This is a genomic window from Amycolatopsis sp. WAC 01375, assembly GCF_003947325.1.
Classification (GTDB): Bacteria; Actinomycetota; Actinomycetes; order Mycobacteriales; family Pseudonocardiaceae; genus Amycolatopsis.
Window position 1 is genome coordinate 222,330 of sequence record NZ_QHHW01000036.1, and the last position, 13,904, is coordinate 236,233.

At 69.3% G+C, this 13,904-nt stretch carries 11 protein-coding genes; 6 read left to right on the top strand and 5 right to left on the bottom strand.

Features of this window, described 5'->3' with window-relative positions; translation table 11 throughout:
• Positions 1-4 precede the first annotated feature (4 nt).
• The 6 genes from DL991_RS23905 to iolD are packed head-to-tail and all read left to right on the top strand — an operon-like array spanning position 5 to position 6,461.
• The gene (locus tag DL991_RS23905) at positions 5-994 is read left to right on the top strand and encodes a sugar ABC transporter substrate-binding protein (protein ID WP_125786571.1); all 990 of its coding nucleotides are present in this window, start codon (positions 5-7) and stop codon (positions 992-994) included.
• The gene (locus DL991_RS23910; protein ID WP_125786572.1) at positions 991-2,025 is read left to right on the top strand and encodes an ABC transporter permease; all 1,035 of its coding nucleotides are present in this window, start codon (positions 991-993) and stop codon (positions 2,023-2,025) included. Before DL991_RS23905 ends, DL991_RS23910 begins: the two co-directional genes overlap by 4 nt.
• Positions 2,022-2,807, top strand: a complete 786-nt coding sequence (locus DL991_RS23915; RefSeq protein WP_125786573.1) for an ATP-binding cassette domain-containing protein — start codon at positions 2,022-2,024, stop codon at positions 2,805-2,807. Before DL991_RS23910 ends, DL991_RS23915 begins: the two co-directional genes overlap by 4 nt.
• The gene (gene iolC, locus DL991_RS23920) at positions 2,804-3,736 is read left to right on the top strand and encodes a 5-dehydro-2-deoxygluconokinase (protein ID WP_125786574.1); all 933 of its coding nucleotides are present in this window, start codon (positions 2,804-2,806) and stop codon (positions 3,734-3,736) included. The genes DL991_RS23915 and iolC overlap by 4 nt, the downstream gene beginning before the upstream one ends.
• Positions 3,733-4,623, top strand: coding sequence for a 5-deoxy-glucuronate isomerase (gene iolB, locus DL991_RS23925; protein ID WP_125786575.1), 891 nt, complete (start codon positions 3,733-3,735; stop codon positions 4,621-4,623). Before iolC ends, iolB begins: the two co-directional genes overlap by 4 nt.
• Entirely contained in the window at positions 4,620-6,461 is a 1,842-nt protein-coding gene (iolD, locus tag DL991_RS23930; RefSeq protein WP_199754041.1) for a 3D-(3,5/4)-trihydroxycyclohexane-1,2-dione acylhydrolase (decyclizing), read from the top strand. The genes iolB and iolD overlap by 4 nt, the downstream gene beginning before the upstream one ends.
• A gap of 4 nt (positions 6,462-6,465) precedes the next feature.
• Here iolD and DL991_RS23935 read toward each other — a convergent pair whose 3' ends face one another.
• The 5 genes from DL991_RS23935 to DL991_RS23955 all read right to left on the bottom strand — a co-directional run bounded on the left by DL991_RS23935 (position 6,466) and on the right by DL991_RS23955 (position 13,879).
• Positions 6,466-7,329 carry an NAD(P)-dependent oxidoreductase gene (locus DL991_RS23935; RefSeq protein WP_125786577.1) on the bottom strand — a complete coding sequence of 288 codons (864 nt, stop codon included), beginning with the start codon at positions 7,327-7,329 and terminating at the stop codon, positions 6,466-6,468.
• Between the two features lie 98 nt (positions 7,330-7,427).
• The gene (locus DL991_RS23940; RefSeq protein WP_125786578.1) at positions 7,428-8,006 is read right to left on the bottom strand and encodes a TetR/AcrR family transcriptional regulator; all 579 of its coding nucleotides are present in this window, start codon (positions 8,004-8,006) and stop codon (positions 7,428-7,430) included.
• Positions 8,007-8,053: 47 nt separating this feature from the next.
• Positions 8,054-8,800: an arylmalonate decarboxylase gene (locus tag DL991_RS23945; protein ID WP_125786579.1), complete on the bottom strand. Its 747-nt coding sequence runs from the start codon at positions 8,798-8,800 to the stop codon at positions 8,054-8,056.
• Between the two features lie 17 nt (positions 8,801-8,817).
• Positions 8,818-12,594: an amino acid adenylation domain-containing protein gene (locus DL991_RS23950; protein WP_233598953.1), complete on the bottom strand. Its 3,777-nt coding sequence runs from the start codon at positions 12,592-12,594 to the stop codon at positions 8,818-8,820.
• 226 nt (positions 12,595-12,820) lie between these two features.
• Positions 12,821-13,879, bottom strand: coding sequence for an NAD(P)-binding domain-containing protein (locus tag DL991_RS23955; RefSeq protein WP_125786581.1), 1,059 nt, complete (start codon positions 13,877-13,879; stop codon positions 12,821-12,823).
• Positions 13,880-13,904: the final 25 nt, after the last annotated feature.

Consider the following 13,904-nt stretch of genomic DNA (forward strand, 5'->3'; position numbering starts at 1 on the left):
GACGATGTCCCATCGCTTGAGGAAGGCTTTGGTGGTCGTGGCGGGGCTGGTGCTCCTGTCCGCGTGCACCGGGCCGAAGGCCGAGGAGAAACCCGCCGAAGGTGCGGGCCCGGCGACGACGACGCAGCCAAGCGGTCCGCTGCGGGTCGCGGTCATCTCGCACGGCACGGCGGGTGACGCGTTCTGGAACGTGGTCAAGAACGGCGCCGAGGAGGCGGGCAGGCAGCTCGACGTCCAGGTCGAGTACAACTCCGACGGGGACCCCGGCAACCAAGCCAAGCTGATCGACAACGCGGTCGCCCAGCGGGTCGGCGGGCTGGTGGTGTCGATGGCGAATCCGGAGGCGCTCAAGACCTCGATCGAGAACGCGGTCCGCGCGGGGATCCCGGTCATCACCATCAACTCCGGCGAGGACAAGAGCGCGGGCTACGGCGCGCTCACCCATGTCGGGCAGAACGAGACCATCGCCGGCGAGGAAGCCGGAAAGAAGTTCCGGGAGCTCGGCAAGAAGAAGCTGCTCTGCGTGGTGCACGAAGCCGGCAACGTGGGGCAAGCCCAGCGGTGCGACGGCGCCAAGACCGGTTTCGCGGGCGACGTGCAGACCCTGCAGGTCGACATCAGCAACCCCACCGACGCCGAATCCCGGATCAGGGGCGCGGTACAGACCGACTCTTCGCTCGACGCCGTTCTGACGTTGAACTCACAGGTCGCGGCCCGGGCGGTGAGCGCGATCAAGGCGGTGGGCTCGACGGCCCAGGTCGGCACCTTCGACCTGAACACCGACGTGGTCGGTGCGATCAAGGCGGGTGACGTGCTGTTCGCGGTCGATCAGCAGCAGTACGAGCAGGGCTACCTCCCGGTGCAGTTCCTCAAGCTCTACCGGGACAACGCGAACGTCGTCGGCGGCGGGAAGCCGGTGCTCACCGGGCCCGACCTGGTCGACAAATCCACTGTGGACACCGTCGGCCAGTACGTGCAAAGGGGCACGCGATGACAACCACCATGCTCGACGAACGGATCGCGAAACCCCGGCTGCTCGATCGGCTGGTCGTCCGCCCCGAGATCGGCGCGCTGCTCGGCGCCGTCGTCGTCTTCCTGTTCTTCACCCTCGTCACCGACCAGTTCTTCAGCGGCAGCGGCGTGGCGACCTGGCTGGACGACGCCTCGACGCTCGGCATCATGGCGGTCGCCGTGTCCCTGCTGATGATCGGCGGTGAGTTCGACCTCTCGGCGGGCGTGATGACGGCGTCCACCGCGCTCGTCACCGCGACACTGGCGACGCAGGCGGGCTGGAACGTCTGGCTCGCGCTGTTCGCGTCGCTGGTCTTCGCTCTCGCGGTGGGCGCGTTCAACGGCTGGCTGGTGATGCGCACCGGCCTGCCCAGTTTCATCGTCACCCTGGGCACGTTCCTGGCGCTGCAAGGGCTCAACCTCGGCGTGACCCGCCTGGTCACCGGCACCGTCCAGGTGTCGGGGATGCGGTCGACCGACGGCTACGAGTCCGCCGGTTTCGTCTTCGCGTCCACAGTGGACATCGGCGGGACGGCGTTCCAGATCTCCATCGTGTGGTGGATCGGGTTCGCCGTGCTGGCGGCCTGGCTGCTGGTCCGGACCCGGTTCGGCAACTGGATCTTCGCCGTCGGCGGTTCCGCGCAGAGTTCGCGCGCGGTCGGGGTCCCGGTGGTGCGCACCAAGATCATGCTGTTCATGACCACCGCGCTCGCCGCGTGGCTGGTCGGCTCGATCAACATCCTGCGGTTCGCGAGCGTCCAGGCGAACCAGGGCATCGGGCTGGAGTTCCAGTACATCATCGCGGCCGTGATCGGCGGCTGCCTGCTGACCGGCGGGTTCGGTTCGGCGATCGGCGCCGCGATCGGCGCGCTGATCTTCGGGATGGCGAGGCAGGGCATCGTGTTCGCCCGCTGGGACAGCGACTGGTTCATGCTGTTCCTCGGGGTCATGCTGCTGTCCGCGGTCCTGGTCAACAACGCCTTCCGGCGGCGCGCGGAAAGGGTGCGACGATGAGCCATCTTCTCGAGGTCAAGGAAGTCGGCAAGACCTACGGCAGCGTGATCGCGTTGCGCGACGTGTCCACGGTGGTCAACGCGGGCGAGGTCACCTGTGTGCTCGGCGACAACGGCGCCGGCAAGTCCACCCTGATCAAGATCCTGGCCGGGGTCCACCAGCACGACAGGGGCGAATTCCTGGTCGAGGGCGAGCCGGTCAAGTTCGCTTCGCCGCGTGAGGCGCTCGATCGCGGCATCGCGACGGTGTACCAGGATCTGGCGGTCGTACCCCTGATGAGCGTGTGGCGGAACTTCTTCCTCGGCTCCGAACCGACGGTCGGCTTCGGCCCGTTCCGCGCGCTCGACCGGAAGAAGGGCCGGGAGACGACCAAGAAGGCGTTGTCCGACATGGGCATCGACCTGCGCGACGTCGAACAGCCGGTCGGCACGCTGTCCGGCGGCGAGCGGCAGTGCGTGGCCATCGCGCGGGCGGTGTACTTCGGGGCGAAAGTGCTGATCCTCGACGAGCCGACGGCCGCGTTGGGTGTCAAGCAGGCCGGTGTCGTGCTCAAGTACGTCGCGCAGGCCCGTGACCGCGGGCTCGGCGTCGTGCTGATCACGCACAACCCGCACCACGCGTTCCCGGTGGCCGATCGCTTCCTGCTGCTCAAACGGGGCGTGTCCCTCGGCGCCTACGAGAAGTCCGAGATCGACCTGGCCGAACTGACCCGGCAGATGGCGGGCGGCGCGGAACTGGAAGCCCTCGAACACGAATTGCGAGCTGTGGAGTCCCCTTCATGACCGCTCTCGAAGCACTGACCGTCGGCCGGGTCGGGGTGGACCTCTATCCCGAGCAGAGCGGCGTGCCGCTGGCCGGGGTCAGCACCTTCGCCAAATCGCTCGGCGGCACCGCGACCAACGTCGCGGTCGCCGCCGCGCGGCTCGGCCGCTCGACGTCGGTGCTGACGAAGGTCGGCCCGGACGGCTTCGGTGACTACGTGCGGCAAGCATTGCGGGAGTTCGGTGTGTCCCCGGATCACGTGGGGACGTCGGCGGGGTTGCAGACACCGGTGGTGTTCTGCGCGCTGAACCCGCCCGCGGATCCGCCGCTGTTGTTCTACCGGTCCCCCATCGCGCCGGATCTGACCCTCACCGAGACCGACGTGCCCTGGGACGTCGTGGAAACGGTGCCGCTGCTGTGGGTCACCGGAACCGGCGTCTCCGTCGAACCGGCGCGCGGCACCCAGCGCAAGATGCTCGAGCGGCGCGGACGCCGGTCGCACACGGTGCTGGACCTCGACTTCCGGCCGATGTTCTGGCCCGACACCGAGATAGCGCGCGAAGAGATCGGCTGGATGCTCGACCACGTCACGGTCGCCGTCGGCAACCGCACCGAGGCGGAGGTGGCCGTCGGCACGGCGGATCCCGACGAGGCCGCGTCCCGCATGCTGGCCAGGGGCGTCGAACTGGCGGTGATCAAGAAGGGCGCGGAGGGTGTGCTGGTGGCCACCGCCGAGGGCCGCTGGACCGTGCCACCCCTGCGGGTCGAGGTCGTGTGCGGGCTCGGCGCGGGTGACGGGTTCGGCGGTGCGCTGATCCACGGTCTGCTTTCCGGTTGGGATCCGGTGCGCATCGCCACGTACGCCAACGCGGCGGGCGCGCTCGTCGCCTCCCGGCTCGCCTGTGCCGACGCCATGCCCACCGCCGACGAGATCGAGGAGTTGCTGTGAGCAAGCTGCACCGTCCACTCGGGACGCTTTCGGACGAGCGGGATCCCGTCCGGCTCGGCCCGGATTCGGCGGGCTGGACGTACAGCGGCCTGCGGGTGCTCTCGCTGGCCGCCGGTGAGACGAGGCCGGTGCGCACCGGCGAGTTCGAAGCGTTCGTCCTGCCGCTGTCCGGCGGGTGCACCGTCCGGGTCGACGGGCAGGTCTTCGAACTCGCGGGGCGGGACTCGGTGTTCACCCGTGTCACGGATTTCGCGTACGTGCCACGCGATGCCGAAGTCGAGTTGTCGACACAGGAAGGAATCGAGGTCGCGCTTCCGATGGCGCGCTGCACCCGTCGTCTCGAACCGCGCTACGGACCTGCCGAGAACGTGCCGGTGGAGGTGCGCGGCGCGGGGCAGGCGACGAGACAGGTCACCAATTTCGGGGTGCCCGGTGTCTGGGACCACGCGGACAAGCTGAACGCGTGCGAGCTGATCACCCCCGGCGGCAACTGGTCCTCGTACCCGCCGCACAAACACGACGAGGCGTCCGAATGCCAGGTCGTCAACGAGGAGATCTACTACTTCCGCATCGCGGGCCGCGACGGAGTGACACCTTCGCGCGAAGGGTTCGGTCTCCATCGGACGTACACCGCCGACGGTGAACTGGACGAGGACGTCGCGGTCCGGGACGGCGACGTCTTCCTGATCCCGCGCGGCTACCACGGTCCCTGTGTCGCCGCGCCGGGCTACCCGATGTACTACCTGAACGTCCTGGCCGGGCCGGCCGATGAGCGTTCGATGGCGTTCTGCGACGACCCCGCGCACGGCTGGGTCCGCGAGACCTGGAGCGACCAGGAACTCGACCCACGCTGCCCGGTCACGAGCCACGAAGGACGGGTGTCATGAAGCTGACCACGGCACAGGCCCTGGTGCGCTGGCTGCTCGCGCAGCGGTCGGAAACCCTGGACGGACGGGAAGTCCCCTTGTTCCCGGGTGTCTTCGCGATCTTCGGGCACGGCAACGTCCTCGGTCTCGGTACCGCGCTGGAGGAGCACCGCGACGAACTCCCCTTGTGGCGCGGGCAGACCGAGCAGGGCATGGCGCTCGCGGCGGTCGGCTACGCCAAGGCGACGCATCGGCGCCAGGTCGGCGTGGTGACGTCGTCGATCGGGCCCGGCGCGCTGAACATGGTCACCGCGGCCGGGGTCGCGCACGCGAACCGGCTGCCGATCCTGCTGCTCCCCGGTGACACCTTCACCAGCCGCGCGCCGGATCCGGTGCTGCAGCAGGTGGAGCATTTCGGCGACCCGACGGCCACGGTCAACGACGCGTTCCGCCCGGTGAGCCGATATTTCGACCGGATCGTCCGGCCGGAGCAGCTGCTCTCGACGCTGCCCCAGGTCGCCAGGGTGCTGACCGATCCGGCGGACGCGGGCCCGGTGACGCTGGCCCTCCCTCAGGACGTCCAGGCGGAGACGTACGACTTCCCGGACGCGCTCTTCTCACCGGTGACCCACCGCCCGCCGCGTCCGCGGCCCGATCGCCGAGCACTCACCGAAGCGGCCGGCGCGCTGCGGGCGTCCCGGAAACCGTTGCTGGTGCTGGGCGGCGGCGTCCGCTACTCCGGCGCCGGTGAACGTGCGCTGGCCTTCGCCGAGCGGCACGGCATCCCCATCACCGAAACGACGGCCGGGCGCACCCTGGTGCCGCACGGCCATCCGCTGCACGCCGGTCCGCTGGGCGTCACCGGTTCAACGTCGGCGAACGTCCTGGCCGCCGAGGCCGATGTCGTACTCGCCGTCGGCACCCGCTTGCAGGACTTCACCACGGCGTCCTGGACGGTGTTCTCCCCCGACGTCCGGCTGATCACCCTGAACGCCGCCCGGTTCGACGCCGTCAAGCACGGTGCGCTGGCCGTCGTGAGTGACGCCGACGCGGGTCTCACGGACCTGGCCGCCCAGCTGGAAAGCTGGCAGGTCGATCCTTTGTGGACAGAGCGGGCGGCGGCGGAACGCGGCCGATGGGACGCGCATATCGACGTGCTGCGCGGTGCCGCCGGCGAAGTGCCGACCTACGCCCAGGTCGTCGGCGCGGTCAACGACCTCTCCGAGCCGCACGACTACGTGATGACCGCGTCCGGCGGGATGCCGGGAGAACTGATCGGCGGCTGGCGCGGATCGGGATCGGTCAGCATGGACGTCGAGTACGGCTTCTCGTGCATGGGGTACGAGCTCGCGGGCGCGTGGGGTGCCGCGATGGCGCACACCGGCGGCCTGGTCACCACGATGCTCGGCGACGGTTCGTACCTGATGCTGAACTCCGAACTGTTCTCGGCGGCCTTCGCCGGACATCCTTTCGTGGCGGTGGTCTGCGACAACGACGGCTTCGCGGTCATCGCCCGGCTACAGGAGGGGCAAGGCGGCAAACCGTTCAACAACTTCCTCGCCGACTGCCGGAGCGCGCATGCCACTCCCCCGCGGGTCGACTTCGCGCGACATGCGGAGTCACTGGGCTGCGCGGTGTTCACGGCGTCCTCTTTGGACGATGTGCGCGCGTCGTACGCGAAGGCACGGGAAGCCGCGGTGGCCGAGAACCGTCCGGCGGTGGTCGTGGTGCGGACCCAGCCGAACTCCTGGACCGAGGCCGGTGCCTGGTGGGAGGTCGGCGTCCCGGAGCACCTCGCCGGCAGGGAGGGATTCGAAGCCGGAAAAGCGACGCAGGTGCGCTACGTGAACCGCAAGTAGGTGACTACTTGCGGTCGAAGGAGGCGAAGTAACCGGCGGCCATGTCCTCGTCGCCGTGTCCGGCTTCGGACGCGCGAGCGAAGCGGGCTCGCCCCGCTTCGACCGCGTCCATCCGGACACCGGCGCGAGCCGCGGCTTCCAGCACCAGCCGGGCGTCCTTCTCGGCGTTGTCGACCGAGAAGGCGGTGGTGTAGTCGTTCTTGAGGATCGCGGCCGATTTCGCCTGGAAGTAGCCGTTGTCCATCGGGCCGCCGGTGACGACGTCGACGAAGTGCCGCGGGTCGACACCGAGTCCTTCGGCCAGCGCCAATGCCTCGCCGACGCCGTGGGTCAGCGCGATCACCCAGGTGTTCAGCACCAGTTTGAGCCTGCTCGCCGCACCGGAGCGGCCGTCTTCGCCGACCCACAGCGTGCGCTTGCCGATCGCGTCGAACAACGGCTGGACGGTCTCCCGCGCCTCGGCCGTGCCCGCCGCGAGCACGACCAGCTGGCCCTGTTCGGCGGGCTGGCGGGTGCCCTGCACCGGAGCGTCGACGAAGACGAGACCCTGCTCGTCGGCGTACGCGACCAGTTCGTCGACCGCGTCGCCGACGGTGCTGAGCTGCACCCAGATCGTGCCGGCGGCGGGGGCGGCCGCGCGGATCGCCTCCAGCACCGCCGGGCCGTCGGTGAGGACCGTGATCACGACGGACGCTTCCTCGACGGCGTCCGCGGCGCTCGCCGCGACCTGGACACCGTCCCCGGAGAGCGCTTCGGCCTTGGCCGCGGTGCGGTTCCAGGCCCGGACCGCGAACCCGGCCTTGCTCAGGTTCCGGGCGACCGGGGCGCCGATGATTCCGGTGCCGAGCACCGCGACCGTCTCCGTCATGACTGGCTTTCACTCCTCGAGATAGTGGAATGTTCGTTAAAGAATGAGAACACAGGAAAACCGCGCGAGCGCGGGGTCCTGTCACGAAACCTGGAACATCACAACGCCTGGATGGTGGTTTCGACTACTTGGGTGAGCGCCTGCCGGTCCGCGGTCTTTCCGAGCACTCGCAAGCCGTACATCGCGGCGAGAGTGAACTGCGCCAGTGCCCGCGGATCCCGGCCCTCGCCGATCTCGCCCTCCTGCCGCGCGGCGGCGAACTCGGCGTGGAACGCGTTCTCCACCCGCTCGAAGTTGTGACGGACGCGGGCGGTGACCTCGTCGTCCATCCCGCCGAGTTCGAGGGCGGCGTTGACGGCGAGACAGCCGCGATGTCCGGCCGAGGAGTCCAGCTCGTCGTCGACCACGTCCATCAGGACGCGTCTGATCCGCGCGCGGATGGTCCCCGGCGCGGCCAGCATCTCCTCGACCCGGGTGGCAGACGTCTCCTCGTAGCGGCGCAGCGCCTCGCTGAACAGCTGCCGCTTGCCGGAAAACGTGTTGTACAGGCTTCCCCGCCCCAGGCCGGTGCCGTCGACGAGGTCCTGCGCCGACGTGGCCGAGTACCCCTTGCGCCAGAACGTTCCGACCGCGGCGTCGAGCACCTCGGTGGTATCGAATCCCTTGGGACGGGGCATGCCGCCAGCATCCCACGTTCTGTAACGACCAGTCAAATACCGGTCGTTCAGTGCTCCGACAGCAGGGAGCCGAAGCCGCGTACACGGTCGGCGATGCCGTTCTGGCGCAGGGCATGCCAGTACAGGACGACGTTGTTCGAAAGGACCGGTTTGCCGAGCCAGAATTCGGCGGCCGCCGCGACCCGCGCCATGGCGACGTTGGTGCCGACCTGGACGATGGCTTCGACGTCGGCGCCGTCGACCTCCTTGACCGCGTCCCGGAGTTCCGTCTCGGAGACGTGCGAGATCTTGGCCGGGCTGGGCATGCCGAGGCCGTGGAGGTTCAGCAGGTCGTAGCCGCTGTCGCCGAAGAACCGGCGCACCGAGTCGTCGCCGACCGGCAGGTACGGCGTGATGACCGCGATTCGGCGGACGTCGTGCGCCGCGAGCGCGGCGTTGATCGCGTCCGGGCTCATCGTCACCGGACGGCCGCCCGCCGCTTCCCGCATCGCGGCGTGGACACGCCCGTGCGCGGGCGTTCCCTCCCAATGACTCTCCGGTGAGACGCCGATGATCACGCAGCCGGGGTCGCAGCCGATGACGCTGCGGACCGCCGGCCGCGTCGACCGCCGGATACCGGCCATGACGTGGCCGAAGCCGGGTTCGTCGACCATCGGGTCGTCGTCGATGACCATCCGGCCGGTGTGGTTGGTGACGCCGTCGGGGCGCAGCGCGTCCAGTTCCGGCTGGGCCGAGGTGTTGGTGGACGGGACGACGACGCCGACCTTGAGGCGGGGACCGAGAGAGTCGGGCACTGGTTCTCCTTCGCTGGTCAGAGCCGGGCGCGGATCGCAGACACCAGTTCCGCGACCCCGTCTTCCTTGAGGACGCTGTAGTGATCGCCTTCGAGCGTGACCACCTCCGGTGGCGTGGCCGAATACCCGGAGCTGTTCTCGACGAACGAGTAGTCGTCGCCGTCGGCCTTGAACAGCGTCACCCTGGCGGCGATCCGCCGCCGCGCGAGTTCACGAAAGCTGTAGTCGAACTCGTAGGTCTCCTCGACGATCCGGACGATCCTCCGGATCAGCTGCTCGCCGAGGGCGGGCATCAACTTCGCCACGAAGGCCACGAAGCCGTCTTCGTCGCGGACGGTCTCCCGGCAGGCCAGCGGTTCCGGTCCGGAGATCGTCCCGAGGAACACCGACAGCAGGATTGTCAGGTACGCCGGGTTCGTGTAGCTCGCCACCCTGTCCCCGCTATCCCCGACCTCGGGGTTGCCCGGGCAGATCAACAGCAGGTCGTCCACACGCTGCCCCAGCCTCTCCAGCTGCCAAGCCGTTTCGAAGGCGACCCGCGCGCCGAACGAGTAGCCCCAGAGCGTGTACGGACCCTCCGGCTGGACGCGCCGGATCTCGGCGACGTCGGCCTTCGCCATCTCCTCGACAGTGGCGTACGGCGTCTCGTCGGCGTTGATCCCGTGAGCCTGCACGCCGTGGAACGGCCGTCCCAAGCCGCTTTCCGAAGCCAGCGGCCGCAGGTTCATCGGATAACCGCCGAGTCCCGGCCAGCAGAACACCGGGCGGCCGCCGCCCGTGGCCAAGGGGACCAGTCGTGACGAGGGTCGAGCGGAGTGCTCGCCGATGCGGGCGGCCAGCTCGGCGAGCTTCGGGCGTTCGAAGACGACCTGCAGCGGCAACCGGGTGCCGTACTCGCGATTGATCCGGTTCACCAGGGAGACCGCGGTCAGCGAGTTGCCGCCCGCGGCGAAGAAGTCGTCGCGGACCGAGACGTCGTCATAGTTCAGCGTCTTGCCCCACACCTCGGCCAGCCACCGTTCGTGGCTCGTCGAGGGCGCGACGTACGGCGCGCCGCTGCTCGCGGAGCGGACGGCGCCGGTCTCCGCCAGCGCGTTCGCGTCGACCTTTCCGTTCGCTGTCAACGGCAACGTGTCCAGCACCAGCACCCGGTTGGGGAGCATGTAGCCGGGCAGGGTGGTCGCGAGCTCGTCGCGGATGATCTCCGCCGGGCCCTTCATGTGCACGGCGTCTTCCCGCATGCCCTCGCTGCGTATCTGCTCCGGGCTCACCTTGCCGCCGAGGAAGAAGTACGACGGTCCGGGGGCGATGCCCTGCCCGGTGAGGATGTCGTCGATCCGCCGGGCGGCGGGCAGCGGGTGACCGCTCTTCGAGCTGTAGCCCGACGACATGAAGCCGAATCCGGAACCGTTGCGCTGCAAGCGATGCAGCTTGGCGCCGAGACCGGCGTACTCGAGCCGCTCGTCGGCGGTGCGGCTGACCGCGGTGATGCCGAAGGCCGCGCGCCCGTACACCTGCTGGTTGATCGCGATCACGCGCTTGGACTCGATCAGCTCGGCGGAGATCCGTTCGAAGTCGCCGTCCCGCCAGCGGTAGGTGCCGGCGGGGAGCCCCTCGACGCGCCCCGGATGGGTTTGCACGAACAGCTCGATGTCGTCCCGTCGTGGCTCGCCGTCGTCGGCGTGCAAGGAGAACGTGCCGAGATAGTGGTCGCCTGCGGCGGCCTCGGCGCGGACGGCGACCGCGGGGTCGAACGCCGCCGGGGTGATCGTGAGGCCGTATCCGGGGAGGATCTCCTCGAACACCCCGACCATATGGCCTGCCTCGAATTCGAGAACCTCGCGGATGTTGTTCCGGTAGACCGGCTCGATGGCGCCGGTGTGGCCGATGAAATGCACCGAATGCCCGGTGCCCGCGCTCGCGCCGATCCGGACCAAGGTGTGGCCGATCGGGTGGTAGTAGTACATCCCTGCGCCGAGGCCGTCGAGACCGCTGGTCTCCAGGTACAACTGCGTCGCGTAAAGCGCGCCCGGCGAGGCGTAGGAGTACTTCGGGAGCAGCCGCTCGTCGCTACGGAACCGGCCGAACCACCGCAGGAGCTCGCCCAGTTCGGCGAACGCGAGCTCGCCGGGTTCACGAGAGTACGTGCCGACGGGGCCCGGCGTCAGGAGCGCAGCGAGGTCGTCGCGGGTGACGGCGCCACCCTCGTAGTGGCGATAAGTCTTGCGGGCGAAGACCTCCCGGCGCTGATGAGCGGTTTCCCGCTTGCCCGGCAACGCGATCACCGGACGATCCCCGGCGTCGCGCACGCCTGGATTCGACAGCTGTGCCTTGACCTGCAGCTTGTCGGCCTTCGACTGGTGGTGCCCGCCGTGGTTGCCCTGATCCATCACCGCGGCCTCGCGCGGATTCAGCTCCACGCACGCGACGAGCGCCTTCGACCCGGTCCGCGGGTCGTCGGTCACCACCGCCGCGGCCCGGCGCACCCAGGTGTGCTCCTCGATCGCCACCGCGATCTCGTCGAGCTCGACGCGGTAACCGCGCAGCTTGACCTGGTTGTCGGCGCGGCCGACGAACTGGAGGGTGCCGTCCGCGTTCCAGCGGACGAGATCTCCGGTGCGGTACAACCGTTCGGTCGGGATGAACGGGTTCGGCACGAAGTTCTCGCTCATCTGCTCGGGCCGGTTCAGGTAGCCACGGGCCAGCTGGACGCCTCCGATGTACAGCTCGCCCGTCTCCCCGATGTCGACCGGGGCGAGGTCGGCGTCGAGCACGAAGCACTGGGTGTTGTCGACAGGCACGCCGATCGGGACCGTCGCGGCGCTGTCGTCGAGCGTGTCCGGGTCGACGACGTGGGCGGTCGCGTTGATCGTGCATTCGGTCGGCCCGTAGAGGTTGACCAGTCGCGCCGACGGCAGCTCGCGGGCGAGTTCCTTGGCGAGCCGTCGCGAAAGCGCCTCACCGCCGGAGAACAGCTTCCGCAAGGAGGTGCAGCCGCCGAGGCGTTCCGTGTCGAGCAACGCCTGCAGCGATGTCGGCACGCACTGCAAGGTGGTGACGTCGTGCTTCACCACCGTGTCGATCAGGGCTTCGGGATCCCGGAAACTCCCCGGCGCGCCCAGCACCACGCGGGCACCCGCGGCGGGCGCCAGGATCTCCCATTGCGCGGCGTCGAAACTCATCGGTGTCTTCTGCAGCACCGTGACGTTCGTGTCCAGATGTCCGCAGGCCTGGAGCCAGCGCAGCTGCGACACGACACTGTGGTGCTCGATCATCACGCCCTTCGGTTTCCCGGTGCTGCCGGAGGTGTAGATGACGTAGGCGAGCGAGTCCGGCGAAGGCCCGCGCGGGATCCCGCCGCGGGCATCGGCCACCGACACGATCCGTGTCCCGTCGGGCACCCATCCGGCGAGCCGCCCGGCGAGACGCGGCTGCGTGACGACAACGCCGGTGTGGCTGTCTTCGAGCATGTACCGCAACCGATCTTCCGGATACTCGGGGGACAACGGCAGATAAGCCGCCCCGGAAAAGAGAATGCCCCAGACGCCGACCATCAGGTCCGCGGAAGGCTCGACGTACAGGCCGACGGTGTCGTTCGCGCCGATTCCCAGCCCGGCGAGGTGCGCGGCGAGTCCCGTACTTGCTTCTTCGAGTCCACGAAAAGTCATTTCGCGGTCACCGTCGACGACGGCGACCGCCTCCGGCCGCGTTCCCGACCAGTGTCCGAGCAGCTCCGGAAGGCAGGTACCGGAACGGACGCGGTCAGGCGGCGCGGCGTGGTGAATCGAAGACATGTTCATCCCCCATGGCGAATATCGCGGTTTTGTTCCCCTGTCGGAAAGTGTGGGTGTGACCTTCCGGAGATACCGGACAGAGAACAAGACGCCCCGCCGACCATTCTTTGCCACCCTTTGGGGCGACCGAGCTCGACGGGCGCCGGGGATCATCGCGCCGGCAAGGACCGTTCGATGCCGCTCGCCGCGCGGCGGCCAGCCGAGCTGGCCGGGATCCTCGACGACGTCAGCGTCCGAGCAGGCGCCGGATCTCGGTGACGGCCGCTCGCCCCGCCCGGTTCGCGCCGACGGTGCTGGCGGACGGGCCGTAGCCGACCAGATGCAGCCGCGGTTCGGCGACGACCCTGGTGCCGTCCATCCGGATCCCGCCGCCCTGCGCGCGCAGGCGCAACGGCGCGAGATGGTCGATCGCGGCACGGAATCCGGTGGCCCACAGGATGATGTCGGCGGGTTCGAAGGTGCCGTCCGCCCACTCCACCCCGTCCGGCGCGATCCGCTGGAACATCGGACGCCGGTCGAGGATGCCCGCGTCGAGCCCCGCCCGCACCTCGGGCGTCACCGCCAGATCGGTCACGCTCACGACGCTTTTCGGCGGCAGGCCCTCCCGGACCCGCCGGTCGACCTTGGCGACGGCCTCCCGGCCCCAGTCCTCACTGAACGGCTCGTCGCGCCAGACCGGCGGACGCCGCGTCACCCAGCGCGTCGAGCGCGTGAAGGGCGCCATCTCCAGCAGCAGCTGGACGGCCGACGCGCCACCGCCGACCACGACGACGCGTTTGCCGCGGAAGTCGCCGACGCCGGTGTAGTCCGCGGTGTGCAGCTGGCGGCCGCGGAAGGTCTCCTGCCCCGGGTAGTACGGCCAGAACGGGCGGTCCCAGGTGCCGGTCGCGCTGATCACCGCACGCGCGGCCCAGGTTTCCGCAGCGCTCGCCACGACCAGCCTCTCGTCCTCGGCGCTCACCGACAGGACGTCGACGGGCCGATGGACTGGAAGGTCGTAGGTGCGCTCGAAACGGCCGAAGTACTCGGCGACGGCCTCGGCCGCGGGCTGTTTCGGATCCGGAGTGCCGAAGGACATGCCCGGAAGGTCGTGGACGCCGTGGACCTTCTCCATCACCAGCGAAGGCCAGCGATACTGCCAGGCACCACCGGGTCGTTTGCCGTGGTCGAGCACGACGAAACCCGCCTCGTTGGCGAATCCCGCGCGGCGCAGGTGATACGCCGCCGACAGACCGGCCTGACCGGCCCCGACCACCACCACGTCGACTTCGTGATCCGCCTTCATACCGGGTTCAACGGCTGACGGAAGC